This window comes from Lutispora sp. QWL-02 (assembly GCF_058315355.1).
In genome coordinates, this window is the sequence record NZ_CM177762.1 from 342,933 (window position 1) to 368,889 (window position 25,957).

The following is a 25,957-nucleotide window of genomic DNA, read 5'->3' on the forward strand; positions in this document are numbered from 1 at the left end:
TATATTGAAATTGCATACTCTCACCATGCCTTGCCAATAATATACTATTTATATTAAGTATAAGGTATTAATTTATTTAATGGAATAAAAATATGAAAAAAGCAGGAAATCAATCCTACTTCACTTTTTTTATTTGAACTTGCCAAATAAGCCATATAAAGAAGCATAAAAAACCCCAATGCCTCAAAGCGTTGGGATTGGTAATTTCAATATGGTGCACCTAGCAGGAGTCGAACCTGCGGCACACGGTTTAGGAAACCGTTGCTCTATCCTACTGAGCTATAGGTGCATTTTTATTACAATATGTATATTACAATTTTATTTTGTTTTTGTCAACTTTAAAAAATTGTATATTAGCTTGTTTACTAACCTATGCCTTGAACTACAAGCCTTCCTATCCATACGGACGCCAGGCTTAATATCAGATTTAATGCGGCATTGCTCATCCCTAAAAAATAGCTGCCCTTGCTCAATAATTCTACTGTTTCGTAACTGAAGGCAGAAAAGGTGGTCAAGCCGCCTAAGATACCGGTGACCAAAAATATCCTCATATCCGGTGAAAGGCTCCAGAGCTTCATGCTTCCTTCCAGTATAAAGCCTATGAAGAACCCTCCTATTATATTTACGCTTAGCGTCCCCAAAGGCAAAGAAGAGCTTATATGCCTTGAAATCATATTGGATATCATGTATCTGAAAGATGCGCCGATAAAACCGCCGATTCCCGCTAAAACAACTTTTATCAAATCTCACTGCCTCCAAATATTTTATCCATCATGGTATTATAGTATTCATATGCTTTTTCATTGTAACATGTGAAGATGACCTTCTCAATAGAGCTGTTTTTCTTCAAAAAATCTAAAACCTCTGCAACGGCAATTTTTACTGCTCTTTCCAGAGGGAATGAATATACCCCTGTGCTGATGGCCGGAAATGCTATGGTTTTTATATCATTTTCTGCGGCAAGCTTCAAAGAATTTCTGTAAGCATTCCTCAGCAGCTCATCCTCGCTGCTGTTTCCGCCTTTCCATACGGGCCCCACAGTATGGATTACATGCTTTGCAGGCAGGTTATAGCCTTTGGTTATCTTCGCCTCTCCTGTCTTGCAGCCTCCCAGCCCCCTGCACTCCTCCAGGAGCTTCGGGCCTGCTGCTCTATGTATGGCGCCGTCTACGCCGCCTCCGCCCAGCAGGCTGGTATTGGCCGCATTCACTATGGCATCCGCCTGAAGCTTGGTTATATCTCCAAGAAAGATTTCTATTCTGCTTTTCATATATATCACCTCATAGAATTATTCCGCCCGGTTCCTTGTCTTTCTGTGGTTTACTCCTCATCATTATGCTACTATTATTATAATATCATAAAAAGGGGTTATAAAAATGTGTGGAAGGTTTTTATTGAAAAGCGGATTAGAGGATCTGGCAACCAGGTACAATGCAGATTATTCCGAGGGCTTATACAAATCCGGTGAAATTTTCCCTTCCGAAAATGCCCTTGCAGTGGTAAAAACGGACGGCAGGATAAGGCTTCTGCCTATGAAATGGGGCTTCCCCATGAGCGGCAGCAAGAGGCTTATCATAAATGCCAGAGCAGAAACAGCGGATAAAAAGCCCATGTTTAAATCCGCTTTGATCAAAAGAAGATGTCTGATCCCCGCCAATGCCTTTTTTGAATGGAAGGCAGGACAAGGCAACAAGATCAAGCATCTCATCGGCAAAGATGATGAGGATATATTCTCCATGGCCGCTATCTATGATGAGGATACCTTTGCTATTTTGACCATGGATTCCTCAGAAAAAATGAAGAGCATCCATGAAAGGATGCCCTTAATCCTGACCAGAGAAGAGGAAAATATATGGCTGGACGACAAAGCCGATTTATCTATGCTGAAATCGATTATGAATGCGCCCCGGTTCATAGACTTCAACATCAAACCTCTCGCCGGCAAAAAGGAATATACGCTCTTTGATTTTATGGAATAAATATATCACTGTCCAAAATATCTATACAGTACCTTCACAAATTCCGGCATATAGGAGGCTATATCTCCGCTGAGCGAATCATGCCGGACTTGTCTTTGCTCCTTGAGGCTGCTCAATGCTTCCTTTATTAAATCGGCGCTTTTAATGTCGCTGCCGGTTTTAGCCTTCACAAGATCGGCCAGTATTTCCATCGCTTCGCTGTCTTCAAGCATGGCAAAGCTGGTGAAAAGGCAAAGCCCAAGATTGCCGGAGGCGGCAATATATCCGTATAAATATTCTGCAGGGCTTAAATCTTCACAGCCTGGAGCCCTGTTCTTGAGATCCAGTTTAAAGCTTCCCTCCTCTTTATAGGAAGGCTTTGTCATCATTGCCTTCAGAGCTTTGTTTTCTGCATATAAGCCATATATTCCCCTGGTGCCGCTGCCTATTATCCTTCCCTTTGCCGTCAATTTCCTCAGCTCCTCAATGCAATTTACAAGCTTTCCTTTTGAAGGTTTTTCATCATAGGCTTCAAACAGCATGGCACATGAGGATAAAAACTCCAGTGTATCCGCCCCCAGATTGAAACACTGCTTATTCAAATTGATTATGAAGTCCTTATCATCGATTCCGAAAAGATCCTTACACGCTGCATAAGCTTCGCTTTCCGCAGGTGAGCTATAAGGAGTGTCATCCGAAGACCGATGCCTGTTAAGGCATCCTATTACGCAGTTTGGAGCACAATTTTTATTTACAGGCATATCATTATATGTAACCACTGCACCCTTGCTTTCCTTCTTTTTCTCTGTCTCTTTCTTAATTTTAAAGTTTTTGCCTTCTCTCATCATTTTTATCAGGGTAATGGACCCATATGCAGGCAGAGCTCCTCCGCATACAGGATTTTCAATTATCTTTTTCCCCAGCCGCTTAGAGGCTTTTCTAAAGGCCTCCTCATCCGAGACCTTTGCGGAAAAGTGATTTTTGCCGCTCACCGCAATGGCTTTGATGCCCTTATATCCGAATATATCGCCCATTTTTCCCCGTGAGCAGTAATAAGCGGGGTGCCCATTTTTGTAGGTGCTGAATATTGAAGCAATGGGCAGCACATGCTCACCGCAGGGGCCTATTCCTATTATGGAGGTGTCTTCACCCCACAAAGCCCTTAAATATTCAACGGTCTTCCCTGTAGACATGCCTGATATTTCATCAAGCTTATGAAAGGATAATGAGTCCTTTTCTATATGAAGCACCGTATTAGACCCCTTTGCAGCTCCGGTGATCATCAAAGCTGCTATATCCATAGAGGCGATTTTTTGTGAAATCGGCCCTGCAATATTGATCATCCTGACATCGCTGCCTTCGCTCCTCTTCGCTCCGATATTGAGCCGCCCTGTGCTGGGGGCCTGGGTGCCGGTCAAAAATCCGGGAGCCAGCACGATGGCATTTTCTTCGCTCAGATAATCTGCACCGGCAGGCACCCTTTCCCATATCAATCTTGCTGCCAGGGCTCTTCCTGAATTTTTATAATCCGTTTCAATATTTTCAACAGTGACTTTTTCTTGAGTCAAATCAGCGTAAACAAGCTTGCTCATCTCTAAACCCCCACAAATATATTCATACAAGCTATAAGCTCCTTGGCATAGTCTTCAGAGGGAAATTTCATAACGATATCTGACGGTCCCTCCTCAATTATTCTTCCTCCGCGCAGTACCATAACTTTATCGCATGAGTTATCGATGATATGCCTTTGATGGGTAATTGCGATAACGCTCAATCCATAGCCTATACATATTTCCCTCAATATTTCGAATACTTCTTGGGAGGATTTTGTGTCCAGCATTGCTGTACTTTCATCGGTTATCAAAATATCCGGCTTTGGTATCAAAGCTCGGGCTATTGAGAGCTTTTGCCTTTGACCTCCGCTTAGTGCCGCGGCCTTCATCCCTTTCCAATATTCATAATCTCCTAATCCTGCCATTGACAAGGCTTGTTCCGGAGAATATATTTCCTCGCGGCCCCTTCTTTTGCATATCCTTATGGGCTCCGATAATATTTGCTCTACCCTATATCCATCCTCAAGAGCTCCATAAGCATCTTGAAATATATACTGGATAGAGGCGCAATCGCAAAAGCCGCGTTTTTTCAGAAGCCCTACGGATTTTCCCATGAGCAGTATTTCTCCTTTGTCCGGTCTTTCTAAGCCGACGGCCAATCTGGCTATGGTAGATTTGCCGCTTCCTGTTTCCCCTATCAACGCAGCTATAGACCCCTTCTCAATGGAAAAGCTCAAGTCTTCCAAAACTTTATATCCGCCATAGCTCTTGCTGACGCCCTTAAATTCTAAAACCTTATTCATGACAACACCTGCAATATTATATGCTCGTCGGCAATATGCTTTGAAAAGCCAAAGTCATGGGTTACCATAAGAATGCTTATGCCCTTCTCCTTCATCCCTCTCAGAAAATCCAATATAAGCTTGAGAGTCAAAGCATCTATTGCCGTTGAAGGCTCATCCATCACATACAAGCTGGGGCTTTTTAAAAAACCCAGCAGCATGACTATCCTCTGCTTCATTCCTCCGCTCAGCTCATAAGGATATTTATTCATTACATCTTCATCCAGCTTCAAGGACGCCAGCATTTCTAAAAATCCTTCCCTGTTATATCCCGGAACATCCTTCCCATGGCTTTCAACAGTCAAGCTTGGATTTAATGCATTTTGAGAAAACTGGGGCATAAAAGAAACGACTCTATAGATATCTCTTCCATAGCTTCTTATATCCTTTCCCACCAACTGAGCGCTTTTATAGTCTGCTTTTCCTTCAAAATCCTTCTTAAAAAGTGCCTTTAATAATGTAGTTTTGCCGCATCCAGTATCTCCCTTTATGCAAAGGCACCGTCCTTTTCCAATAGTGAAATCCGGGTAATAAAATTTTTTTGAGTTTTTCCCTTCATAATAAGCAGTCAGGGCTTCTACTCTTAAAATCTCCATATATTAAAACCTACCTAATTGTTTCCTTATTCATATCAAAAGATATTAATGACATGGCTCCCACAAATATTACTATACATGCGATAGGCGGAAGGAGCCACCAGAGGTAAGCCCCCTCGAAAAATAATCCTTCATAGTCCATAGCCTGCCTTATAAGCCTTCCCCAGGACTTGACCGTAGGGTCTCCTATGCCGAGAAATGACAGATTGGCTTCGTATAGTATTGCCTTACTGCATTGGAGCACAAACATCGTAGCCGCGGCAGGATATATTTGAGGCCAAATCTTTCTCATCACATCAGCAAGATTTCCTTTGAGGAGCAAAGTGTATTGGGCTCCTTCGTCCTTTATAGCAAGATTGGATTTGGTTCGAAGTATTCGGGTTACCTTGCTCCAGGAAAAAAGCGCTATGGCAGCTATTATATTATATAAACCCGGCCCTGCAAAAACAGAAAAGAGCATTATCACGATTATTTCGGGGATGATGAGAAAAAAATCCGTCAGCTTCATTATGAAGGCCTCAACCCACCCCCCATAATAGGAGCATAACATGGCCAATACAGTGCCTATGAATGTGGATATGAAAGCAGAAACCAGGGCTATTATGGTGCTGAACCTGAATCCGTATAACAGCTGGGAAAACAAATCCTGACCAAGGGAATTAGTGCCCAGTATATGCTCTTCATCCGGGGGCATAAGACTGTCAAAGCTGAAATCTTCAGGGTCATAAGGAGCGATATAGGGGGATAGAAGGCTTATCAGCAACATTATCAAGGCTATAAGCAAAGCAGCCTTATTCATGCTCTCATCCTCGGGAATATGATATTTGTCAAAAATCCTAAAATAATATTAACCGCTATCCCGTACAGACCCGTCAATAAGAAGATACCCTGTATCAGGCAATAATCCCTAGCCCCTGCTGCAATCTTCATAAGCTCCCCCATTCCCGGATATGAAAATATCACTTCTATAAACAATGTACCGACAATTGCATATATGATGTGTATATTAAGCTTGCCTATTAGCTCTGGCAAGCAATTCTTTACAATATACTTATATTTTATAGTTTTTTCATCTATATCATTATATACAGCCATTTCTACGTAGGGCTCCTTTTTTACTCTTATTGCAGTATTCCTGACCAACAATAAAAAAGAAGGTGTTTGAGAAAAAGTCAAAGCCATCAAGGGGAGAACACTGTGCTTCAAGGCATCCATGAAAAAACCCGATGTTTCATGATCCATGCCTATAGAATAAGCCCCCTGTGCCGGAAATAGCCTGAGCTTATATGCAAAGGCCATCTGGATCAACAGTCCGAAAAGGAATATGGGGACAGCCTCCATCAATATGATCAGAAACACTAAAAGCTTATCCATAAAGCTGCCTTTTTTCATAGCTGCTTTTATGCCCATGGGAACTGCGATCATCGTAGAAATAAGGATGGCGCTGATAGAAAGCAGCAGCGTCCATCCTATTCTCCCCTTTATGATGTCTGACACCGGCAATCCAAAGTGAAAGGAATAGCCCAGATTTCCCTTGAGCAATTGTTCAACATTTAGAATAAACTGCTCAGCAAGAGTCTTTTCCGGTGCATAATACTCCTTGTATCTTGAGAGCACTTCTTCCGGCACACTCATGTTAAGCACATGGGTATTATCTGCAAGCCCGTATATAGGGCTGCCGGGAATAAGCCTCGGAAGAAGAAAGCTCAATACGACAAGCACAATAAAAAATATTAAGTTCTCAATCACAACCCGCGACAAAGATTTTACAGATTTCATATCAAAACCTTTCAGAAATTATTTGCCCCAAGTGCCCCTTATATAAACCAGCTTGTTTTGGGCTGTAGGTACAGCAATAGCCACTCCGTCTTTGGTAAAAAACCACCCGTTTAATTTACCCGGATCATAAGCAAAGGTGATCTTTCTATAATATAAAGTCAATGTGGGAAGCTCTTCTGCTATTATCTGCTGCAATCGTCCAACCTTCTTATATCTGCTTGCGCTGTTCAAATCCTTCAGCTGCTCTTCAAATACCTTATCAAATTCCCTATTGCTCCATTGCTTGCCTCCCTGTGCCGTTACCGAAGGAGTGGAGCCTATGTTTACGTCCTTGCTTACAAACCGGGCTAAAAGCACAGGATCCCCTCCAAAGGAGCCATGGCCGTTTAGAGCCAATTGGAACTTTCCGTCCTTGATCAAGGCATCTACACTCTTCTGATCCACTGCCTTGACATTGAGCTTGATCCCGATCATGCCCAGGTAGCCTTTTACCATTTCTGCCTCTCCGACTTTATCATCGGTAGTCAAAAGCTCATATTCCATTTTCTTGCCTTTGTATTCTCTGATGCCGTCTTTATTGGTATCCTTAGCATTTATGCCATCCAGCAAAGCCGCAGCTTTGGTCTTGCTATATTCATAGTCCTTTACCTCAGAATACCATTGGGAATCCGGATGTATATGTCCCGGGTTGCCGGGTATCCCGCCATTTTTCAGCACTTTGCTGACGATTGATGCTCTGTCGATGGCGTAGTATAAGGCCTGTCTGACCTCTTTGCTGTTGAATTCAGGCAAGTCAAAATTAAAATACATCCTGTAGACCCATAAGCCCGGGCCTTCCATGACCTTTAAATCGCTATCCTGCTTCATTGCCAGAGCTTCTCCGTATTTAAGCTTTTGAGCTGCTCCCAATTCGCCGTTTTTCAGGGATAAGGCCGGCTGGCTGTTGGCAGTGAATATCAGCTTATCTACTACAGGAGAGCCTAAGAAATAATCCTTGTTGGCTTCATATATGTATGTACCCGCATCCTTATCGTACTTGGTCAGCTTAAAAGGACCGGATCCTATGACTGCCTTGTCTGAATTGAATTTTTGCGGCTCATTTACATCCTTCCATATATGCATAGGCATTATAGGGACATTTCCTGCAACATCTGTGATGAAAGGCGCATATACTTCCTTCAACGATATCTGTACAACGTAGTCTCCCATCACATTGACTTCTTTTATCATGTTAAGATTAACCCACTGGTGAGGATGCTTCATCATATACTCGTAAGAGAATTTTACATCTTTGGCGGTGACAGGCTTGCCATCGGTGAACTTTGCATTCCCGGCAAGATAAAAGGTCCATATCAGGTTGTCATTTGATACTAACCAGCTCTTTGCCAGCATGGGAACAACACCCTTATCGTCCTTCCAGGTCAAAGTATCAAATATAAAGCTTGTAAGCAGATATCCTCTTCCTCTGGGAGATACGGTGTATACGGAAGGATATCCTAAGTTATCTTCATCGATTACCAGCACTCTTTCTCCCGAGCTGGAAGGAGCGTTTGAATAGCTCTGAGTTTTTACTTCTGCAAATACATTCAAGGGCAAAAGCATTACAACGATAACTAAAAATGCTATGAATCTTTTCATAAAAACCTTCCTTTCTTGATCAACACTCTTCATAGATATATAATTTTACTATCAATCATCCATAATAATAGCATAATAAGCCGTTTTCCAATATTTTGTTTATCTATGATTTCTCCATGATGTATAGATATTATATATAAGTATATAAACCCCAGCCATCGCTGAGGTTTAACTTTTTCAACATATATGTGAAAACAATGCAAAAAAGATTTCTTATTCTTCTCCATTATGTCTTATACTTTGCTCTACGCATCGATAATCGGAAAAAGAATAATTATTTCAGTGCCCTTTAGCGGCTTCGAACGGATATCCAGTTCAATCTTCAAATCCTTTGCCATTTCATTTGCGAGATACAGCCCCATGCCAGTTGCCTTTTTTCTGTCTTTACCGGTATCACCGGTAAAGCCCTTTTCAAACAAAAATGGTAAATCCCACGGCTGCACGCCAATCCCATTGTCCCGGATGCAAAGAATAACCCCTCGCTCATTTTGTGCCGCCGTTACATGCAGCTCCGGTATTCCTGTGCTCTTCGTATATTTAACGGCATTACTGAGTATTTGGTTTATGATAAACAGTAGCCCCCGGTAGTCAGAGAGAACAAAAAGCGGCGGCAATACTTTTATGATTTGAAAGCCCTTTTCCTTGAGCAAAGGTTGAAAAATCTCCAACGCTTCCTCACAGCATTCTGTAAGGGACAGCGATTCAAATAGGTAATCTTTTTGCTTGCCCTTGAGCCTTGCATAGTAGAGCATTTGCTCAACCAGTCCCTGCATCTGCGAGCGTACATAGTCGAGTCGTTGATAGACGACAGGCGGCAACTCATCCCTGCGATTGTCCAGAAGAAAGATCAAAAGAGAAAGCGGCGTTTTAATCTCGTGTGCCCAAGATTCCACATATTCCTCATAGTCATTCATTTGTGTAATCAAAATCCGCTTAGCCTGCTCGTTTTCCCGAAGCAGGGTTCCAAGGTGCCGAACAAGCTCACCATCCTGCCGGCTGACAAGACGCAGCATTTTGGCTTCAGTCATTTCATCCGGATGATTGATGAACTCCTGAAAAGCTGTTTCTCGTTGTTTGTCCACACGCCAGGCAAAGAATAGTGCCGTTAAAAATATCAACAGCGAACTGAGCGCAAGCACAAGCCAAAGCCGTAGAAACACTTCGCTTTCTGAAAGCCACAGTGCCAAAGCGTATAGAAGATTGACTCCTATCAAGAGCAGCAACCAGACTGCATATTTTTTTAAGATGCATAGAAAATTATGTTTCATCTCTCTTCTCCTTGGCTATCAGCCGATAGCCGAGCCCGCGCACCGTCTCGATCTGCTGTGCCATTGCCAGCTCTTTCATTGTCTTTTTCAACCGGCTCAAATTCACCTGCAAAGCATTTTCATCAATATACTCTGTTGTTCCCCATAGCGCCATACAAAGTGTTTCTTTGGTTACAAGCTCATCAGGGTGAGCTAAAAAAACCTCCAGTAATCTGCCCTGATTCTGTGGAAGCACCACGGATTGATCATGAATATACAACGCATAGGTTTGGCTATCTAATAAAAAGTCCATACCGGGACGCAACTGGCTGCGCCCCTCATATCGTCGGAGCAGGTTAGCGGCACGTGCAAGCAGGCGTTCTTTCCGGCAGGGTTTCGTCAAATACTCGTCCGCCCCCAAATGCAGCGCATGGAGTTCGTCTTTCATTTGATCACGAGAGGTCAGCACCAAGACAGGCAACATGGCTCTACACTTCAGCTCCCGGCAAATATCAAAGCCGCTGATTCCGGGTAGATTAATGTCAAGTAAGACAAGGCCGGGAGCCGCCTGTATAATTTCGTCCACTACATGGTCAAATTCTGCAATGCAATCAACCGGATACCCATCCTTCTCAAAAATTTCACACAGTTCCTCCCGCATAAATGGATCATCTTCCACAATAACAATTTTCTTAATGGCAGCTCCCTCCTTTCTTTATTCTTCCCGATTCGCTTCCATCTGTGTCAAAATATATTTTGAACTGGCTCGTGTCACGACCAGCATATACCCATATTCTACCACACAAAGCAGAAAAAGTATCACAAAAGCGATGCGATAGAGCCCCGGAATACTTTCCGCCATATCCGGCGACAAAAATCCGGAGAATAAAGCCCGAACGCCGAACAGGCTTCCTACTGCTGCAACCACCGCAGGTAAGGCAAAGAACCACTGGATTTGGTGCTTTGCGGAAAGGCAGAGTGCCTCATAATGGCTGCCAAGCCGCACCAGTGTTTGGTAACGTCGTCCGGTCTTGCGCTGCTGTGTTAAGAATTGCATTCCAATGGCTGTATTGGCTATGACAAGGAAAATAACCGCAAGGTACAGCGTGAGATAGCTGGAAGAGACCTGATAAAAAAGCTGCCGTCCCATACTCTGCAGATAGCTTTCATAGTGGATACCTGTTGTATCCAGCTTTTGATTTACCTGTTGAATGGCCTGCATTAGCCCGTTTTCCTGTACGAACTGGTGAGATAATACTGCATTCCAATAATGGGTATACGATTTGTCTGCCAATCGGTCAAAGGCCTCATCCGGAACGATTAGGGCAAAGTAAAGCGTAATAGATCGATCCGTTACAGGATTTCTGGTCTGTAGGGTGCCTGATAGCTGTAAGCGTTCGCCATTGACTACTACTTCCGGCTTCTGCGAGAGCACGCGGTTTATTAGTTCCGCTTTTTCTCTATTTGTAAAGGCAGCATAGCCATAAATGACCGCCTGATTGTTGTTTAGCGTGATTGTCGGCTCGCCTGCCGCAGCCAAAAGCTGATTATAACCCGAGAGGGAAATGACGTAAGGATTGTTAAGGTTGTTGTATTGGCCCAAAAGATCAGACTTCACGGAAGAATCCGGCTCCTGCTCTATCAGCGCCAGCACCTCATCCATACCGAGCGTTTCTCCTTCATTGTCATCTCCACTGAGAATATGACCAATGCGCATATCAAAAATGGATTCAAAGCAGTCATCCAATCCCAAATTTTTCAGTCTTTCAGGAATCGCCAGAGGATTTTCTGCATCTTGAAAAGTATAATCCAGCGTGTGGGTGTCATCACTACCGTAGTACAGTGTCATGGAAACACCGTAGCCAAAGAAGCACAGCGCCCCCAGAATTAAAAGAGAGCTGACAGCCAGGGAAATCGGTTGACCAATTACATTCTCCTGCAGCTGTCGGAACGTGAACACGCCCAACCCGGATTTGCCCGTTTGACGTTTTGCCAAAGTATCCAGCACCGTTCGCAAACCGAAAAACAGCAACAAAGTTCCAGCAATGCCCATTGATAAAGTCATTCCCATAACAGCCAGCGAATACCACGCTTCACCGCTAATTGCCAGTATATATGCTGTCACCAAAAGCAATACACCGATGACCAATGCAATTCGATAAAGCATCGCTGACCGCTGCTTCTTTGCGCCTTCTGGGGTCGCGGAAAGCAAAGTGCCAATCTCTGTGGAAGCAAATTTTCCGCTGAGCAGAAGAAACGCAGCTAGTTTAATAAGCAAAAAACCTGCCATCGTCCAAAGGACAGCCGAGAGAGAAAAGGTGGACTGCTGTCCCAAAATGCCAATGCCCACCACCCGCGCTGTAACAAGGCTGATAACCTCCGAAAGCAGCACTGCCACCGGGATACCTACGAAAATTGATAGAAGACTGCTCCACAGATCTTCTGCCAGAAGCATAAAAAACAATTTGGAACGGCGCATGCCCATCATCAAGTACATTCCCAGCTCATGGCTCCGGCGCTCCAGTTGGTATCTGCTTGCAAAATAAATGAGAAAAAAGAGCATGAACAATGTTACCGCATAGAAGGCTGGGATTAGGCTCAAAAGTCTATCCACAGCACCGCTCTCCATCTCCTTAAGAAATCCCATAACCCCCTGATTCGGCAGCGAGAGGATGATGTAAAAGGCCACAATAGCCGCCAAAAGCGATGAGAAAAAAAGCCCATTTTCCCGTCGGTTCCGCTTGCTATTGCGGCGCACAAGATCAAAGAACATTTGCACTTCCTCCCCCCAATTGTGCCATGACTGCAAGAATACGTTCATAAAACAGCTGCTGTGTCTCATTCGGCACTTTTCGGCGCAGTTCATGGAAAATGACACCGTCCTGTATAAAGAGAATCCGGCTGCAGAAACTGGCCGCGTTGGAATCGTGGGTAACCATTAGAATAGTGGACTGCTGCATGCGGTTAAGACCAGCCAGCTTTTCCATCAATATACGAGCGTTTTTAGAATCCAGTGCGCCGGTAGGCTCATCTGCAAGGATAATTTGGGGATTAAGAATAAGAGCCCGGGCCGTTGCTACACGCTGTTTTTGGCCGCCAGACATTTGAGAGGGAAATTTATTCATTACGTCGGTGATTTCGAAATACTCCGTCAACTCCCTCAGATGCTTATTTCCCTCTTTTTCAGTCACTCCATGGATGCCAAGGGGTAAAAGAATATTCTCCTGACCCGTTAAGTTGTCCAGCAATTCAAAGTTTTGAAACAGATATCCGATTTCTTTCCCCCTGTAATCTGCCAGCTTACTGCCTTTTAGCGCACCAACCTCCACACCGCCCATCAAAATGTGTCCCTCTGTGGGGCGAATGACCGTGGCAATGCAGTTGAGCAGTGTGGATTTTCCTGATCCGCTGGCACCCATAATGCCAAGGAATTCACCGGGCAGCACCTTGAAAGAGATGCCGTCCAGTGCCTTTGTCTGGTTTTCCTGTCTGCCATAATATTTTCGCAGAGATTCAATCTCCAGAATTGCCTGTTTCATAGAAAATACCTCCTTTGCTTTCGATATTATTATAACGGAACAAGGTACTGAAAAACACTTACATTGTATGAAAGGTTTTTGATACTGGCAAAAGACGGGTAGGCTCAATCATAAATGTTTACCGGACTGTTCCGGTCAAAAATGAAAAACACACCACTTTCTTGTTAAAAAGCAGGGTGCATCTATGAAAGAGAAGGAACTCTACCGCACTATCTACAAATCAGAGCGGCAATTCTACGAAAGTGTTGATAACTACATTCGTTTTTATAATATGGAAAGACCACACAGCACATTGAATTACAAAACACCAAACAAGTTTGAATTGCAATATAATGAGAAGAAAGCCAGTTCAACATAAACCTGGACAAGGATGTTCAAAAGCCTATAAACACAAACTTTGGGGATAAGGAAAAGGTACAAAATACTGGACAGTCCAATAAAACTGTTCAATACTTCGTACCTGCTTCATTTGATGCACCTAGTAGGAGTCGAACCTGCGGCACATGGCTTAGGATATCTTTGCTATTTTCACCATGGATTCCTCGGAAAAAATGAAGAGCATCCATGAAAGGATGCCCTTAATCCTAACCAGAGAAGAGTAAAATATATGGATGGGCGATAAAGCCGATTTACATATATAGAAAACTGATTTGGTCCAGTGAATCCCTCACTGAATGAAGTCTCGTTCAATAGCAACTGCACTAGAAATATCAGATTAATAAGGCAATTCCTTCGTCATCTCATAAGCTGTATCCTGCAGCATTTTTAAATATTCTTCTTTTTTTGGTTCATTCATTCTTACTGCAGGTACAGCTACACTTATAGCTGCTATAACATCACCGTTTCTTTTTTTCACAGGAACAGCTATACATATAAGTCCCCTGATGTATTCCTCGTTATCTATGGAGAAACCCTGCTGCCTTATCTTTTTCAATTCTTCTTCAAGCATATCAACATTACATAAAGTATTCTCAGTATATTTCTTGTATTCAATAGCTTTAAGATTAACATTCTCTGTATAAGCCAGTAAGATCTTTCCCATGCCCGAGCAATACGCAGGCACTCTTCTGCCAACATCCAGTACTATGCGTAAAGGTTCCTTGGTGATTATTTTGTCTAAAAATACTACATCAAGATCATCAAGCATGCCAATATTAACGGTTTCTTGGCATTTCTCATAAAGCTGCTCTAACTTCTCCCTAACAATATTTTTAAACGGTATTCTATCACCAATCTTATTGCCTAGCTCGAAAACCTTTATTGAAGCATAATACTTGCCATCTTCTATATCTTGTTTCACATATCCTATATGCTTAAGAGTTCCTAATATCCTATGAACACTGCTCTTGCCAAGGCCTGATAGATCACTTAGTTCCCCTATACTAAGCTCTCCCTTTTCTACCAATATTTCAAATACTTCCATGGATTTTATCACGGATTTTATATTATAATCATTCGTGCCTTTATTTACATCCATTATCGCTCACCCCAATATTAGCCTATTTATGACAGTATATCATAGTTTAAATATTTACAAAATAAAGTTATATCCTGTCATTCATTTTCTCTTTAATCTTGACTAAATTGGTAAGGACAGTATTAACAGGTGTCTGTATGCCTAGTTTCTCTCCTTCCCTCACAATGGCGCCATTAATAAAATCAATTTCAGATTTCTTCTTGTTCAGCATATCCTGAAGCATTGAAGATTTATTTGTTGCGGTAAGCTTACATACTTCTTTTACATGGACAACAGGTTCATCATTTATAAGCTTTATTCCTTTTGTTTTTGCCACTTCAATTGCTTCTTTTACCGCCAATTCAAGGAGTTCTTCGGTTTCTGCGTATTCAATTAATTCTCCGTTAAGCAATCCTGTAATGGCAGTTAAAGCATTTATACCTACGTTTACGATGAGTTTGCTCCAGATTAAGCTCATAACATCCTTGGAGTGCAATGCTTTAATTCCGCTTTGACTTAATACCTTTGATACTTCCTCTATCCTTTTATCAGAAAGATGGCCTAATGCTCCGATATAGGTATCACCTGAGCCCGCATGTCTTACCCTTCCAGGACCTAATAAAGTAGAACCAAAAGAAGTCACCCCTGCTATAACCCGATCCTGTCCCATTACTTCTCCTATAATATCTGCATTGCCTAACCCGTTTTGAAGTGTTAGTATTACAGTATTTTCATCAACTAGTGATAGGGAATCGGATATAGCAGCTTTTGTAAAAGTGGATTTTACAAAAACAATTACCAATTCACAAGGTCCCACATCTGAGGCTTTACTATGGGCTTTTACCCTGACAATTCTATCTCCGCTTATTCCTTCAATCTTTAAACCATTTTCATTTATTACATCTACATGCTCTTTCCAGACATCAATAAGGTGAACCTCATTACCGGCTTCATGCAATAAACCTCCAAAAAGGCTGCCCATTGCACCGGCTCCAATTATAGCTATTTTCATTAATTACACCTCTTCTAGTACAATCTCTCCAATTCTTCTTCCTTTATTCCAAAGCTATGCTTTTCTTCCGGAAATTTTTGAGCCTTTACATCCTCTTTGAATTCTTCTAATGCCTTTAATATAATATCGGTCAGATTAACATATTTTTTAACAAATTTCGGTGTAAACTTGTCAAATAAGCCTACCATATCGTGGAAAACCATAATTTGCCCATCGCAATAAATACCTGCCCCTATCCCTAATGTAGGAATTGACACTGCTTCAGTTATCATTTTAGAAATCTGGGCGGGTATACATTCCAGTACAAGTGAAAAGGCCCCTGCTTCCTCTAAGGCTTTAGCATCTTCTATAAGTGACTTCGCTGCTTCTGCATCCTTGCCTTGAACCTTAAATCCGCCAAGCTTGGATATGGTCTGCGGAGTTAAGCCTATATGTCCCATAACCGGTATACCTGCATCAACTATCGCTCTCACAGTTTCTTTTACTGCTGCTCCCCCTTCCAGCTTTATAACGTCACAGCCGCCTTCTTTCATAAGCCTTGTAGCGTTCATGATAGCTTGCTCTTTGCTCACATTGTATGAACCAAAAGGCATATCTCCAACTATCATTGGATTCTTAGCCCCTTTTACCACACATTTTATATGGTGTATCATCTGCTCCATAGTTACGGGAACTGTTGTATCTTCACCCATCATAGTCATTCCAAGGGAGTCTCCGACTAGTATTACATCTATACCTGCCTTGTCTACAAGAAGTCCTGTTGAGTAATCATAAGCAGTTGTATAGGTTATTTTTTCACCTCTTTTTTTCATCTCTTGAAGAACTTGAGTTGTTACTTTTGCCATTCTTATTACCTCCAGATTATAATTTACTTTTATTTTTGATATTGATAGGTTCTGCAAAGCAGAATGCTATTCTAAACATATGAGTAAAAAAATATACTCCCTCCGAAAACCTTACATTAATAAATTAGGTAAAAAAGTAGTGATTGCAGGTATATAGGTTATTATCAGAATGTCAATTATCAATACTATGATGAATGGAAGTATATTCTTTACGATTTCTTCCAGACTTATTTTCCCTATACCGCAAGCTACGAACAAGCACACTCCAAAGGGAGGCGTAATCATACCTACAGCCAAATTGACACAGATTATTAAGCCGAAGTGTAGTGGATCAATTCCCACTTGAGTAATAATAGGAAATAAAATTGGTACTAATATGATAATAGCAGCTACAGTATCCATGAAAGTTCCCACAAAAAGTAATAATATATTTATCAGTAATAGAATTATAATGGGATTGCTGGAAAATGCCAGCATTGCCGATGCAATTTTCTGCGGTATCATATTATTTGTCAATATCCACCCAAAAAGAGTTGCGCCTGCAATAAGTATCATTATTATTGATGTGCTGACAGCTGAATCAGCTAATATCTTTGGTAAGTTTTTAAATGATAATTCTTTATAGATAAAGAATCCAACTACAAATCCATATACTACAGATACAACAGCTGCTTCTGTCGGGGTGAACATCCCTCCGTAAATTCCGCCTAAAATTATTACGGGCATTAGTAGAGCAAGTATTGCATCTTTAAATGATGCAACTATTTCTTTAAAGCTTGCCTTTGGTTCTCCTCCATAACCTTCTTTCTTCGATTTAAAATATGTTACTGCCATCAGTGATAGCCCCATAAGAATACCCGGTCCAAATCCGCCTACAAACATAGCTCCTATAGACACTCCGGTAAGAACGCCATAAGTAACCATAGGAATGCTGGGCGGAATAATAACACCGATAAGTCCTCCTGCCGCCTGAATAGCCGAAGAAAAACCGACATCATATTTTCTCTTAACCATGGCTGGTATCATAATTGATCCAATGGCTGCTGTAGTAGCTGCTCCGGAACCTGATATAGCAGCGAAGAACATACAAGCTACGATTGATACCAGACCTAGGCCTCCTGATATCCAGCCAATAAGAGTGTTTGCAAAATTAATCAACCTTCTGGATATTCCGCCGCTTTCCATAAGGCTTCCGGCAAGTATAAAAAAAGGTACTGCCATAAAAGGAAAAGAGTCTGTAGCTGTAAAAAGCCGCTGAGGTATAACCACCAATGGAACATTACTTGCAAGCAACAAGGTCATAGTTGAAGCCAAACCTAGTGAAAATGCAATTGGAATATTTAATGCGAAAAATACTAATAAACTTCCGAACAAAATAAGTCCAACATTGTCCATTGATGTATCACTCTCCTTCTACTTCATTATTTTCGAATGTTCTGGCGAGCAGATGTATCATCATAAGTATCCCTCCGATAACTATAGCCAGATATATATAGCCCATCTTCACTTTCATAGCCGGTGATAGCTGCATCAGTGTAACTTTTACTACCTTACTGCCGCAAACCACCAAAATAGCAAAGAACAAAAAAGATAATACATTTGCAATCCACTCTGCCGCTTTAGCCACGGAATGAGGAAGCAATTTAACTATTGCCTCAACACCTATGTGGGCATTTTTCTTAACAGCTACGCTAGCACCCAGAAATGTCAGATAAATAAGTAAGTATCTTGCAAATTCCTCTGACCATGGTAAAGAAGCATGAAACACATACCTATATATAACCTGTAAAAATACTACAATAGACATAACTGCCAATAACAGCCCTATTACTATTTCTGTTCCTTTACTGAGCTTGTCGCTTAATTTTTTTATCAAACCCATATTACCATCTCCCATGAGTATATTGATGGATAGCAATATCAATATCCATCAATATACTATTTTTATGTAATACTTTAGAAAGCATAAGTTTTCGTCATTTGTACTTGAGCTTAGTTACATTATTGTTGAAGCGATAGAAACTTTTTATTATTTAGTATTGATTATTTTATCAATCAATTCTTTTGAAAATTGAGATTCATACTTTTTGTATACAGGGGCTACTGCTTCCTGAAGCTTTGCTTTATCTGGTGTTGTCACTTCTACTCCAAAGCCTTTGAGTTCGTCTATCTGTTTGTCTTCCATTTCTTTGATAAGTCCTCTCTCATAAGCAGCGACTTCTAATGCTGTATCTGCTAAAATCCTTTGTGTATCTGCGTCAAGACTATCTAGTTTTGATTTACTCATCAGAAGAAGCGATGGTGAATAGAAATGCTCTGTTAAAGCTAAATTCTTTTGAACTTCATATATTTTTTGTGTATATATTATTGGAATAGGGTTTTCTTGTCCATCAATTACTTTTTGTTGGAGGGCTGTAAATACTTCACTCCAAGCCATTGGTGTAGGGTCAGCTCCAAGTTCTTTGAATGAATCCATGTGAACTTGGTTTTCCATTGTTCTTATCTTTAAACCCTTAATATCTTCTGGCCCATTTATTGGCTTTTTCGAATTTGTTATATGCCTAAAACCATTCTCCCAAAAAGCAAGACCAACTATGCCTTTGCTAGGAAGAGTGGATAGCAGTTCTTTACCGATTTCCCCATCAAGCACTTTATATGCATGCTCCCTATCTCGAAATAAAAAAGGTAAGTCAACAACCAGCATCTTCGGTTCAAAGCCTCCCATAGGTCCTGTTGAAGATACAACCATGTCAATCGTTCCCATTTGTAATCCTTCAATCATATCTCTTTCATTACCAAGCTGTGCTGAATGGAATATTTCAATTTTTATCTTTCCGTCGGTACGTTCATTTATAAGCTGAGCAAACTTTTCAAGCCCAAGATGATATGGATGTGTAGGAGCAACTGAATGACCAGCCTTTAATACAATTTCTTTTACAGTCTCGTTTGAAGCTGGTTTTGCAGGCTCTGAATTGCTGTTTGTTCCGCAAGCAGTTAATGACAAGATCATAACAATTAATAATATTAATGCTACTCTTTTTTTCATTTCTCTTCCCTCCATTTTTTTAGTAAATATTTTAGCTGGACAAAATTATAAGTAACTTTTTGATACATTTTATGAAAGTACTAAGCTTTCCTAAGTACACCTCCAGTATTCTGTATTGCAGAACGTTATTCTGTTCTATATAATGTATTCGCCCCTTTTAGTAAATGTCCTCCCGAAATATTCTGAATATAAGTAATTTTTAAATTTATTTTTTAACAATCTTTTAACCATACCTATGCATTTTAATCTAGTTTGTATTTGGAAACATAAAAAAAGAGACATAACTACATAAGACTTTCATGTCTTACTAGAAATATCTCCCTATCTATATATCTTCTTTTTTACCTACATCTCCATAGATTCTCCCGGCTTCAACACCATTGTCTTTACGCCGGTCTCACCTTCTACGGCTTTTTTGAATGCCTCCGGGTTCTGACTGATAGCCGGGAATGTATTATAATGCATCGGTATCACATATTTGGGCTTTATCATCTTTACGGCCTCTAGTGCATCCTCAGGTCCCATGGTATAAAAATCCCCTATGGGCAGCAATGCCAAATCAATATTTTGCTTCCATAAAAGCTCCATATCCTTCGTCAGCCCCGTATCCCCAGCATGGTATATCTTTTTGCCCATAAGGTCAACTACGAAGCCGCAGGCATGGCCTCCTGCTATTCCGCTCCCGTGGAAGGCCTGAAAAAATTTGACGCTTCCAAACTCAGTTTTTGCCTTGCCGCCTATATGTCCGGCCGCCACATTGATACAGCTTTTGCTGAGATCGATGCCGATTTCATTGGTAGTAAAAACCGTGGCACCGGTTCTTTTAGCGATATCCGCAGCATCACCCCTATGGTCTCCGTGGTTATGGCTTACAAGTATATGAGTAGGATTCAAATCTGCTGCCTTCACCGCTGCTGCCGGGTTTCCCGTTATAAAAGGATCAAAAAGAAGGGAATACTTGCCCTCCTCTATTAAAAAACAAGAGTGGCCTATAAATCGAATTTTCATTTAGCATCTCTCCTTTTCCTATATACGTTAACTGACTATATTATATCATTTATTTCCAGTATTTATGTTTTTTCACCACTAAATTTCAATGATGCTGCCCATTCCTTTCTTCAAGGCATTTTCATAAATGCGCTGAGCGTTTATAATATCTAAAACCGCACTGCCGGTAGTCTTGAATACTGTGATCTCATCGTCGCTCATACGTGCCGGTGCCTTGCCTGCAATAACCTCACCCAGTTCTCCGGTAATCCTGTCCGCGCTGAAGTTACCGTTCTTAATAGGAATGATCAAATCTCCTGATTCATTTAAAACGCCGTTGCGAGTATCTACATATACCTTATCGGCATGGGTGATAGTATATTCGTCAATCTCATGCATTTCAGGAGTATATGATCCCACACCGTTGATATGGCAGCCCTTTTTCACCAATCTTCCGTCAAAAACAGGTTTTTTGCTGGTTGTAACACTGGTTATGATATCCGCATCCTCAATAGCTTCGTCGGAAGATTTAGCAGCAAAGATCTTCACTCCAAATTTTTCTCCAAATTTGGCTGTCATCCGCGCTGTAAAGCGTTCAGCACGTTCTATGCTTATGCCGAAAACCTTTACAATCTTTATGGGGCGCACGGTAAGAATCGCTTCCAGCTGTGTCTCTGCTTGTCCTCCCGTACCAAACATGGCAAACACTTTGCTGTCCTTACGGGCAAGCACATCGGCAGCCGCTCCGGATACAGCGCCTGTACGTATACGAGTCAGGTAAGTACCGTCCATTAAACTGCATACTTCGCCTGTTTCGCTATTCAATAATACCATTGTGGCCGGCACGCTGTTCAAGCCCTTTTCAATATTTTTAGGATAAACCGATACGATTTTTACGCCCAATGCATTAGCGTCAGCAGAGTACCCGGGCATATAAAGGCTATGCCCCTCATACTTAGGAACATCTAAATTTATGCGCAAGGGTACTGCGCTTTTACCTAACGAATAAAGTTTCAAGGCATCCTTATCTGCCTGAATAGCATCCTCCATAGAAAATACGTTTTTAATATCATCTTGATTTAAAACAACAATTTTCATTTAGATAATTCACTCCTATTCTTGTTAGATTTTTTCGCACTAATGAGCATTACCCGCTGTAAAGCTGAGACGCGGAATTATTATAGGCTTGCTTCATCCCTTGTGATGTCCTGTATCAAAGCAAGCATATCGCTGTATACTCCGTAAGCCGTCTGCTGTATTTCAGGATTTCTTTCCACCATGCAGATTTCCCCCATGAGGTCTGTTGTGATGGACAGTATGGATGTAGTAGAATCAATATTGCTGAATATATCCTTGTTATCCACAAAGGCAGAATAGACCCGGCCTTTCACTTCACCTTCATGCCTGTATCCCTCGCAGAGCAGCTTGATCTTTCCTCCTCTGGACCTTGCATCTTCCATATCTTTGACAGTGATGCCTGCAATTCCCGTTCTATCAATAGTCATAGGCGTTGCATCCCCATCCATCAATACATTGATGAGGGCGGCAGTTTTTGCCGCTGCATCCCAGCCGTCTATATCCATAGAGGCATCGGCTTCCGCAAAGCCTCTGATTTGGGCTTCTTTTAAAGCCGCTTCATAATCCGCTCCCGCTTCCATCTCTTCCATTATAAAATTGGTAGTGGAGTTTAAAATACCCTTGAAGCGCAACACTCTACAGCCCAGCAGCGTTTTTTCCACCAGATTGAATACCGGAGCTCCATCCATAACAGTCGTCTCATGAAGGAGATACAAGCCTTTTTCATCCGCCAATGCCTTCAATCTTTTATAATCCCATGCAATAGGCCCCTTATTGGCCGTAATCACATGCATATGATTTGCGAAGGCCTCTTCTATATGGCTTACGGCCGGCTGCCCATCCTTGATGGACAATGTGCTCAGCTCGATCAATACATCCGCTCCTGATTTTTTTATCATATCCGTTGTACTGTGGTCAGCTTTCTGAGGGTTATCATGAGAAAACCTTCCCGCTGCCTCCACCTCATCCAACGCTCTTTTCAGGTCCACACCCGACAGATCCAGCAAGTTGCCCTTAGACCATGTGGATATGGCAGTGACAACTACGTTCCAGCCATATGTATTCTTGATCTCTTCACCTTTTTCCACAAGCATCCTGCAGAATTCCTTCCCTGCATTGCCGAAGCCCACCAGGCATATATTCAGTTTATTACGGTTCATGCCCTTCACCCCATCTAAATCCATTTTTCATCATAAATATATTGTACCATTGATTTAATATTCAATCATTATTAACATTTATATAATGGAAACCATCGCCGTAAATAAATAATAAAAAACCCCGGCCATTGCCAGGGTTTAACTTTTTCAGCATAGATGGTGCGCCCGACATGATTCGAACATGCGACCCCTTGATTCGTAGTCAAGTACTCTATCCAGCTGAGCTACGAGCGCAATTTTTTGAACACATTATATATTATCACAAAAGCATCTTAAAATCAAACTGTAAAATTGTGGCGATTTATTTTTTCCTGCTTTTTATAAGCAAGTATAAACCTATTATTATTAAAAATAATGGCACGATGCTTCTTCTCAGCATCCAATAAATATTCTGTGATCTGACGCCGAATAAGGATATTATCAGGCTGTTAGGAAGGGAATTTATGAGACCTATGAGTCCGAGCAGCAAAAGCCCAAGTCCCAGATATTTTTTGTTATTAAAAAATATATCATAGCTGTATACTTCTTCATCTTTTATGGTATTGCCTGCAGCTATCTGCCTTCTTATATTATATCCGTCAAAGAAACTAAAAAACCATAATGGCAAGCATACCACAGCAACCAATTGTTCCGTATTAAAACTGATCAAAAGCGAAAAAGCCCCAATAGTAGTTATCATCAATTGGACTCCCCGCTTGAAAAAACCCATAGACATATGAGCAGCACCCGGTATCAAAGAAAAACAAAAAAATAAAATATCCCGGATCATTCTGGTCCCCCCTATTAATTACTCATTGTTTGCACCCATTGCTTCATTCAAATTTGATATCTTGTCTGAAATACTGATAACACTATTGTTTAGCATCTCAAAGGGCTTTAGTATGCTTTCTTGAACCTTGGCCATGCTCCTCCCGATGAATCTTTTATTGGAGCATCCCATATCAGGGGCTATGCTGAATAGAGATATGATCAGCCCTGCTGCTATAAAGCTGATCCCAAAATTTCTCAGATTATTGAGAGCATGAATCCCTATAGCTTTATACTTCTCCAAGTCAATAGTTTCCATAATATTTACCACGAGACTGCAAGGAACTGCAATATTTCTTCCCATATTCGACAATATGGATTTTATCTCCAATATCCTTTCGTATTCCGCTTTACAGGAAGGACAGTTGTCTAGATGCTCCTTCATAAGGAAATGCTCCAATCCTTCCGTCTCGCCTGCTGCATAGCTGTGCAAGCTCTTTCTAACTCGGCTGCATAGCAACTTTCCCACCCCCAAAATCCAGCTTCCTTCTTATTCTTTCCTTGATAAGATTTCTTGCTCTGAAAAGCCTGGTGTCAATAGTTTTTCTTGGAACCCCCAATATGTCTGAAATCTCTTGCGGGCTGAACTCCTGAAAGTAATACATGATCATCACTGTGCTATAGATCTCAGGCAGGTTGCTTACCTCCCGCCTTATGAAATCCATATTCTCCTGCCTAAGCAGTATTTCCTCCGGATTGCTGTCATAATCCGCTATAAAATCATATATGTCTACATTTTCATCATCCTGGCAGGTCAGCATGGAAATGGTCTTGGGCCGCTTTCTTCTGGTCCAATCTATGCACCTGTTTACTGCTACTCTGTAAAGATATGTAGAGAACTGGGCTTTATTTTGAAAGCCGGACAGATTGTTATACACCTTTATGAATATCTCTTGAGTCAAGTCCTTGGCTTCCTCATAATCCCTCGTATAGCTGTAGGCTGTAGAATATACCTTATTTTTATATCTCTCTATCAGTTCAGCATAAAGTTCCGTATTTCCATTTATTATAAGCTCAATGAGCTCCTCATCTTTCAAATTTATCCACCGCCCTCCAACTTATGTGTTTTGACGAATTTTTTTTGATTATTCTTCAAAAAAATGAGGAAAGGGGAATATCCCCTGATTTCTTTCCTACCTTGCTTCTATGTTGCCATTGCTGGTTTTCAATCTTATATCCCTGCTGCCTTTGCCGTAAGCGGCTTCCAGGCTTTTCTTCTGCCCTGAGTCCCGAACACTTGCGTCATCGAAGCCCTTGATGCTTCCAAAGCTGGTTTCGGCAGAAACCTTTCCGTCGTCTATGCTTTCTTTATCCAGTCTCACATTTCCAAAGGAAGTTTTTGCTTCTATATTGCCCCTTGCTTTAAATATTTCTATATTGCCGTTGCTGCTCTCAGCTTCTATGTTTCCTCCGACTTCTTCAAGCCTTACATTGCCAAAGGAAGTATCGGCATCAATATCTCCGGCAGCTTTTCTTATATCTATGCTTCCATTGCTGTTTGAGGCATCTATGCTTCCCTTTATATTTTCCATATCTATTTTTCCGAAGGAATTCTTTACTTCTGCATCCTCGAAGCAATTTATAAGCTTAATATCTCCGTTGCCGTTTTTTACTGTGGTTTTCCCTCCGCCTTCTATTTCAATCTTGCCGAAGCTATTCTTTATATCCAAGGTTATTCCCTCGGGAATATATACTATAAAGTCCACCATGGCTTTATTATAATCTTTGTTGGCAAGATTTGATAAGTCCTCAATATAAATATTTGTAACTTCGCCTTCTTCAATCTTTAAAGCATTTTTTACATAATTTTTAGCTTTCCTCTCATCATTGTACTGAACTGTTGCCACAGCTTCCAATCTGATTTCATCAGATTTGCCTTTTTTTATTTCAATATCCCCAAAGCTGTTGGTAAGCTTCAGTTCCTTTATGTCATAGTCCTTGGATATACCCGACCGGTTTATGTTTTCCTCCAGCTGGCCCCGGTATCCCAAACCTCCGATAAAGGGTATATCTCCTATTCCCCGTATATGCATATGTCTGAAGCCTATGAAGTTTCCGCTGCCGATTATTGCAGCCAGGATAATAAAAATTATGCATAAGCCGTCTATGCTCAACTTCACATTTGCATTATCCCTCCCGTAAACAGACATATATATAACTATTTCCAATCCCAGTCCTATAAGAAGCAAGGGCCAATACTTATATATATCCTTTATAGGAAGATCAGTAAAATTTTGGGCAAAGAGCACTGCGCCCGCTGTAATCAGGCCAATAGCTAAGGTTATAGTGCCTACCTTTTTCTTAACCATTTAAAATTCCTCCAATTCATCAAGCTAATTGTGATTCATAGTTATATACGAGGAAATACAAAAAAAGTATGAAACAAAAAAAGCCGTAGATTGAATCTACAGCCGG

The 25,957-nt window shown here is 41.3% G+C and carries 28 protein-coding genes and 2 tRNA genes; 3 read left to right on the top strand and 27 right to left on the bottom strand.

Annotation, left to right across the window (positions count from 1 at the left end):
• Positions 1–212 precede the first annotated feature (212 nt).
• The 3 genes from AC4HCY_RS01370 to AC4HCY_RS01380 all read right to left on the bottom strand — a co-directional run bounded on the left by AC4HCY_RS01370 (position 213) and on the right by AC4HCY_RS01380 (position 1,270).
• Positions 213–289: transfer RNA gene (locus AC4HCY_RS01370), tRNA-Arg, on the bottom strand.
• Between the two features lie 76 nt (positions 290–365).
• Complete coding sequence (gene crcB / locus AC4HCY_RS01375; RefSeq protein ID WP_491095228.1) at positions 366–743, bottom strand: fluoride efflux transporter CrcB; 378 nt, start codon at positions 741–743, stop codon at positions 366–368.
• A complete protein-coding gene (locus tag AC4HCY_RS01380; RefSeq protein WP_491095229.1) occupies positions 740–1,270 on the bottom strand; it encodes an O-acetyl-ADP-ribose deacetylase in 531 nt (176 codons plus the stop codon). The genes crcB and AC4HCY_RS01380 overlap by 4 nt, the downstream gene beginning before the upstream one ends.
• Positions 1,271–1,394: 124 nt before the next feature.
• Here AC4HCY_RS01380 and AC4HCY_RS01385 point away from each other — a divergent pair, with 124 nt between their 5' ends.
• The gene (locus AC4HCY_RS01385) at positions 1,395–1,979 is read left to right on the top strand and encodes an SOS response-associated peptidase (protein WP_491095230.1); all 585 of its coding nucleotides are present in this window, start codon (positions 1,395–1,397) and stop codon (positions 1,977–1,979) included.
• Between the two features lie 5 nt (positions 1,980–1,984).
• On the opposite strand, the gene AC4HCY_RS01390 is transcribed toward AC4HCY_RS01385, so the two are convergent.
• The 10 genes from AC4HCY_RS01390 to AC4HCY_RS01435 form a co-directional block, all read right to left on the bottom strand.
• Positions 1,985–3,550, bottom strand: a complete 1,566-nt coding sequence (locus AC4HCY_RS01390; RefSeq protein ID WP_323432576.1) for an aldehyde ferredoxin oxidoreductase N-terminal domain-containing protein — start codon at positions 3,548–3,550, stop codon at positions 1,985–1,987.
• 2 nt (positions 3,551–3,552) lie between these two features.
• Positions 3,553–4,314: an ABC transporter ATP-binding protein gene (locus AC4HCY_RS01395; RefSeq protein WP_491095231.1), complete on the bottom strand. Its 762-nt coding sequence runs from the start codon at positions 4,312–4,314 to the stop codon at positions 3,553–3,555.
• Positions 4,311–4,949, bottom strand: coding sequence for an ATP-binding cassette domain-containing protein (locus tag AC4HCY_RS01400; protein WP_491095232.1), 639 nt, complete (start codon positions 4,947–4,949; stop codon positions 4,311–4,313). Before AC4HCY_RS01400 ends, AC4HCY_RS01395 begins: the two co-directional genes overlap by 4 nt.
• Before the next feature lie 10 nt (positions 4,950–4,959).
• On the bottom strand, positions 4,960–5,748 hold the full coding sequence (locus AC4HCY_RS01405; protein ID WP_323432573.1) for an ABC transporter permease: 789 nt from the start codon (positions 5,746–5,748) through the stop codon (positions 4,960–4,962).
• Positions 5,745–6,728: an ABC transporter permease gene (locus AC4HCY_RS01410; RefSeq protein ID WP_491095233.1), complete on the bottom strand. Its 984-nt coding sequence runs from the start codon at positions 6,726–6,728 to the stop codon at positions 5,745–5,747. The genes AC4HCY_RS01405 and AC4HCY_RS01410 overlap by 4 nt, the downstream gene beginning before the upstream one ends.
• Before the next feature lie 18 nt (positions 6,729–6,746).
• The gene (locus AC4HCY_RS01415) at positions 6,747–8,366 is read right to left on the bottom strand and encodes an ABC transporter substrate-binding protein (RefSeq protein WP_323432571.1); all 1,620 of its coding nucleotides are present in this window, start codon (positions 8,364–8,366) and stop codon (positions 6,747–6,749) included.
• A gap of 245 nt (positions 8,367–8,611) precedes the next feature.
• Positions 8,612–9,634, bottom strand: a complete 1,023-nt coding sequence (locus AC4HCY_RS01420) for a sensor histidine kinase (protein WP_491095234.1) — start codon at positions 9,632–9,634, stop codon at positions 8,612–8,614.
• The gene (locus AC4HCY_RS01425; protein ID WP_491096062.1) at positions 9,624–10,310 is read right to left on the bottom strand and encodes a response regulator transcription factor; all 687 of its coding nucleotides are present in this window, start codon (positions 10,308–10,310) and stop codon (positions 9,624–9,626) included. The genes AC4HCY_RS01420 and AC4HCY_RS01425 overlap by 11 nt, the downstream gene beginning before the upstream one ends.
• Positions 10,311–10,328: 18 nt before the next feature.
• Positions 10,329–12,386: an FtsX-like permease family protein gene (locus tag AC4HCY_RS01430; RefSeq protein WP_491095235.1), complete on the bottom strand. Its 2,058-nt coding sequence runs from the start codon at positions 12,384–12,386 to the stop codon at positions 10,329–10,331.
• On the bottom strand, positions 12,376–13,152 hold the full coding sequence (locus AC4HCY_RS01435) for an ABC transporter ATP-binding protein (RefSeq protein ID WP_323432568.1): 777 nt from the start codon (positions 13,150–13,152) through the stop codon (positions 12,376–12,378). Before AC4HCY_RS01435 ends, AC4HCY_RS01430 begins: the two co-directional genes overlap by 11 nt.
• A 184-nt stretch (positions 13,153–13,336) precedes the next feature.
• On the opposite strand from AC4HCY_RS01435, the gene AC4HCY_RS01440 reads away from it, so the two are divergent.
• Positions 13,337–13,510: an integrase core domain-containing protein gene (locus tag AC4HCY_RS01440; RefSeq protein WP_323432567.1), complete on the top strand. Its 174-nt coding sequence runs from the start codon at positions 13,337–13,339 to the stop codon at positions 13,508–13,510.
• Between the two features lie 193 nt (positions 13,511–13,703).
• Positions 13,704–13,754, top strand: coding sequence for a hypothetical protein (locus AC4HCY_RS01445; protein ID WP_491096063.1), 51 nt, complete (start codon positions 13,704–13,706; stop codon positions 13,752–13,754).
• Positions 13,755–13,867: 113 nt separating this feature from the next.
• Here the strand turns inward: AC4HCY_RS01445 and AC4HCY_RS01450 are convergent, their stop codons facing one another.
• The 14 genes from AC4HCY_RS01450 to AC4HCY_RS01515 all read right to left on the bottom strand — a co-directional run bounded on the left by AC4HCY_RS01450 (position 13,868) and on the right by AC4HCY_RS01515 (position 25,851).
• Positions 13,868–14,629 carry an IclR family transcriptional regulator gene (locus tag AC4HCY_RS01450; protein ID WP_323432566.1) on the bottom strand — a complete coding sequence of 254 codons (762 nt, stop codon included), beginning with the start codon at positions 14,627–14,629 and terminating at the stop codon, positions 13,868–13,870.
• 67 nt (positions 14,630–14,696) lie between these two features.
• Positions 14,697–15,620, bottom strand: a complete 924-nt coding sequence (locus AC4HCY_RS01455) for a ketopantoate reductase family protein (protein ID WP_323432565.1) — start codon at positions 15,618–15,620, stop codon at positions 14,697–14,699.
• Between the two features lie 14 nt (positions 15,621–15,634).
• Positions 15,635–16,465, bottom strand: coding sequence for a 3-methyl-2-oxobutanoate hydroxymethyltransferase (gene panB, locus AC4HCY_RS01460; protein ID WP_323432564.1), 831 nt, complete (start codon positions 16,463–16,465; stop codon positions 15,635–15,637).
• 111 nt (positions 16,466–16,576) lie between these two features.
• Positions 16,577–17,860, bottom strand: a complete 1,284-nt coding sequence (locus AC4HCY_RS01465) for a TRAP transporter large permease (RefSeq protein ID WP_323432563.1) — start codon at positions 17,858–17,860, stop codon at positions 16,577–16,579.
• 7 nt (positions 17,861–17,867) lie between these two features.
• Complete coding sequence (locus AC4HCY_RS01470) at positions 17,868–18,347, bottom strand: TRAP transporter small permease (RefSeq protein ID WP_323432562.1); 480 nt, start codon at positions 18,345–18,347, stop codon at positions 17,868–17,870.
• A 147-nt stretch (positions 18,348–18,494) separates the two neighbouring features.
• Positions 18,495–19,511: a TRAP transporter substrate-binding protein gene (locus tag AC4HCY_RS01475; protein ID WP_323432561.1), complete on the bottom strand. Its 1,017-nt coding sequence runs from the start codon at positions 19,509–19,511 to the stop codon at positions 18,495–18,497.
• Positions 19,512–19,856: 345 nt separating this feature from the next.
• A complete protein-coding gene (locus tag AC4HCY_RS01480; protein ID WP_323432560.1) occupies positions 19,857–20,519 on the bottom strand; it encodes a metal-dependent hydrolase in 663 nt (220 codons plus the stop codon).
• A gap of 78 nt (positions 20,520–20,597) precedes the next feature.
• Positions 20,598–21,596, bottom strand: coding sequence for an ornithine cyclodeaminase family protein (locus AC4HCY_RS01485; protein WP_491095236.1), 999 nt, complete (start codon positions 21,594–21,596; stop codon positions 20,598–20,600).
• 80 nt (positions 21,597–21,676) lie between these two features.
• Complete coding sequence (locus AC4HCY_RS01490) at positions 21,677–22,735, bottom strand: homoserine dehydrogenase (protein WP_491095237.1); 1,059 nt, start codon at positions 22,733–22,735, stop codon at positions 21,677–21,679.
• A gap of 157 nt (positions 22,736–22,892) precedes the next feature.
• Positions 22,893–22,969, bottom strand: a tRNA-Arg gene (locus AC4HCY_RS01495).
• 67 nt (positions 22,970–23,036) lie between these two features.
• Entirely contained in the window at positions 23,037–23,504 is a 468-nt protein-coding gene (locus AC4HCY_RS01500) for a hypothetical protein (protein ID WP_323432558.1), read from the bottom strand.
• An 18-nt stretch (positions 23,505–23,522) separates the two neighbouring features.
• The gene (locus AC4HCY_RS01505; RefSeq protein WP_323432591.1) at positions 23,523–24,011 is read right to left on the bottom strand and encodes an anti-sigma factor family protein; all 489 of its coding nucleotides are present in this window, start codon (positions 24,009–24,011) and stop codon (positions 23,523–23,525) included.
• Positions 23,983–24,579: an RNA polymerase sigma factor gene (locus AC4HCY_RS01510; RefSeq protein ID WP_323432557.1), complete on the bottom strand. Its 597-nt coding sequence runs from the start codon at positions 24,577–24,579 to the stop codon at positions 23,983–23,985. Before AC4HCY_RS01510 ends, AC4HCY_RS01505 begins: the two co-directional genes overlap by 29 nt.
• A 96-nt stretch (positions 24,580–24,675) precedes the next feature.
• Positions 24,676–25,851, bottom strand: a complete 1,176-nt coding sequence (locus tag AC4HCY_RS01515; RefSeq protein WP_491095238.1) for a DUF4097 family beta strand repeat-containing protein — start codon at positions 25,849–25,851, stop codon at positions 24,676–24,678.
• Between the last annotated feature and the right edge of the window lie 106 nt (positions 25,852–25,957).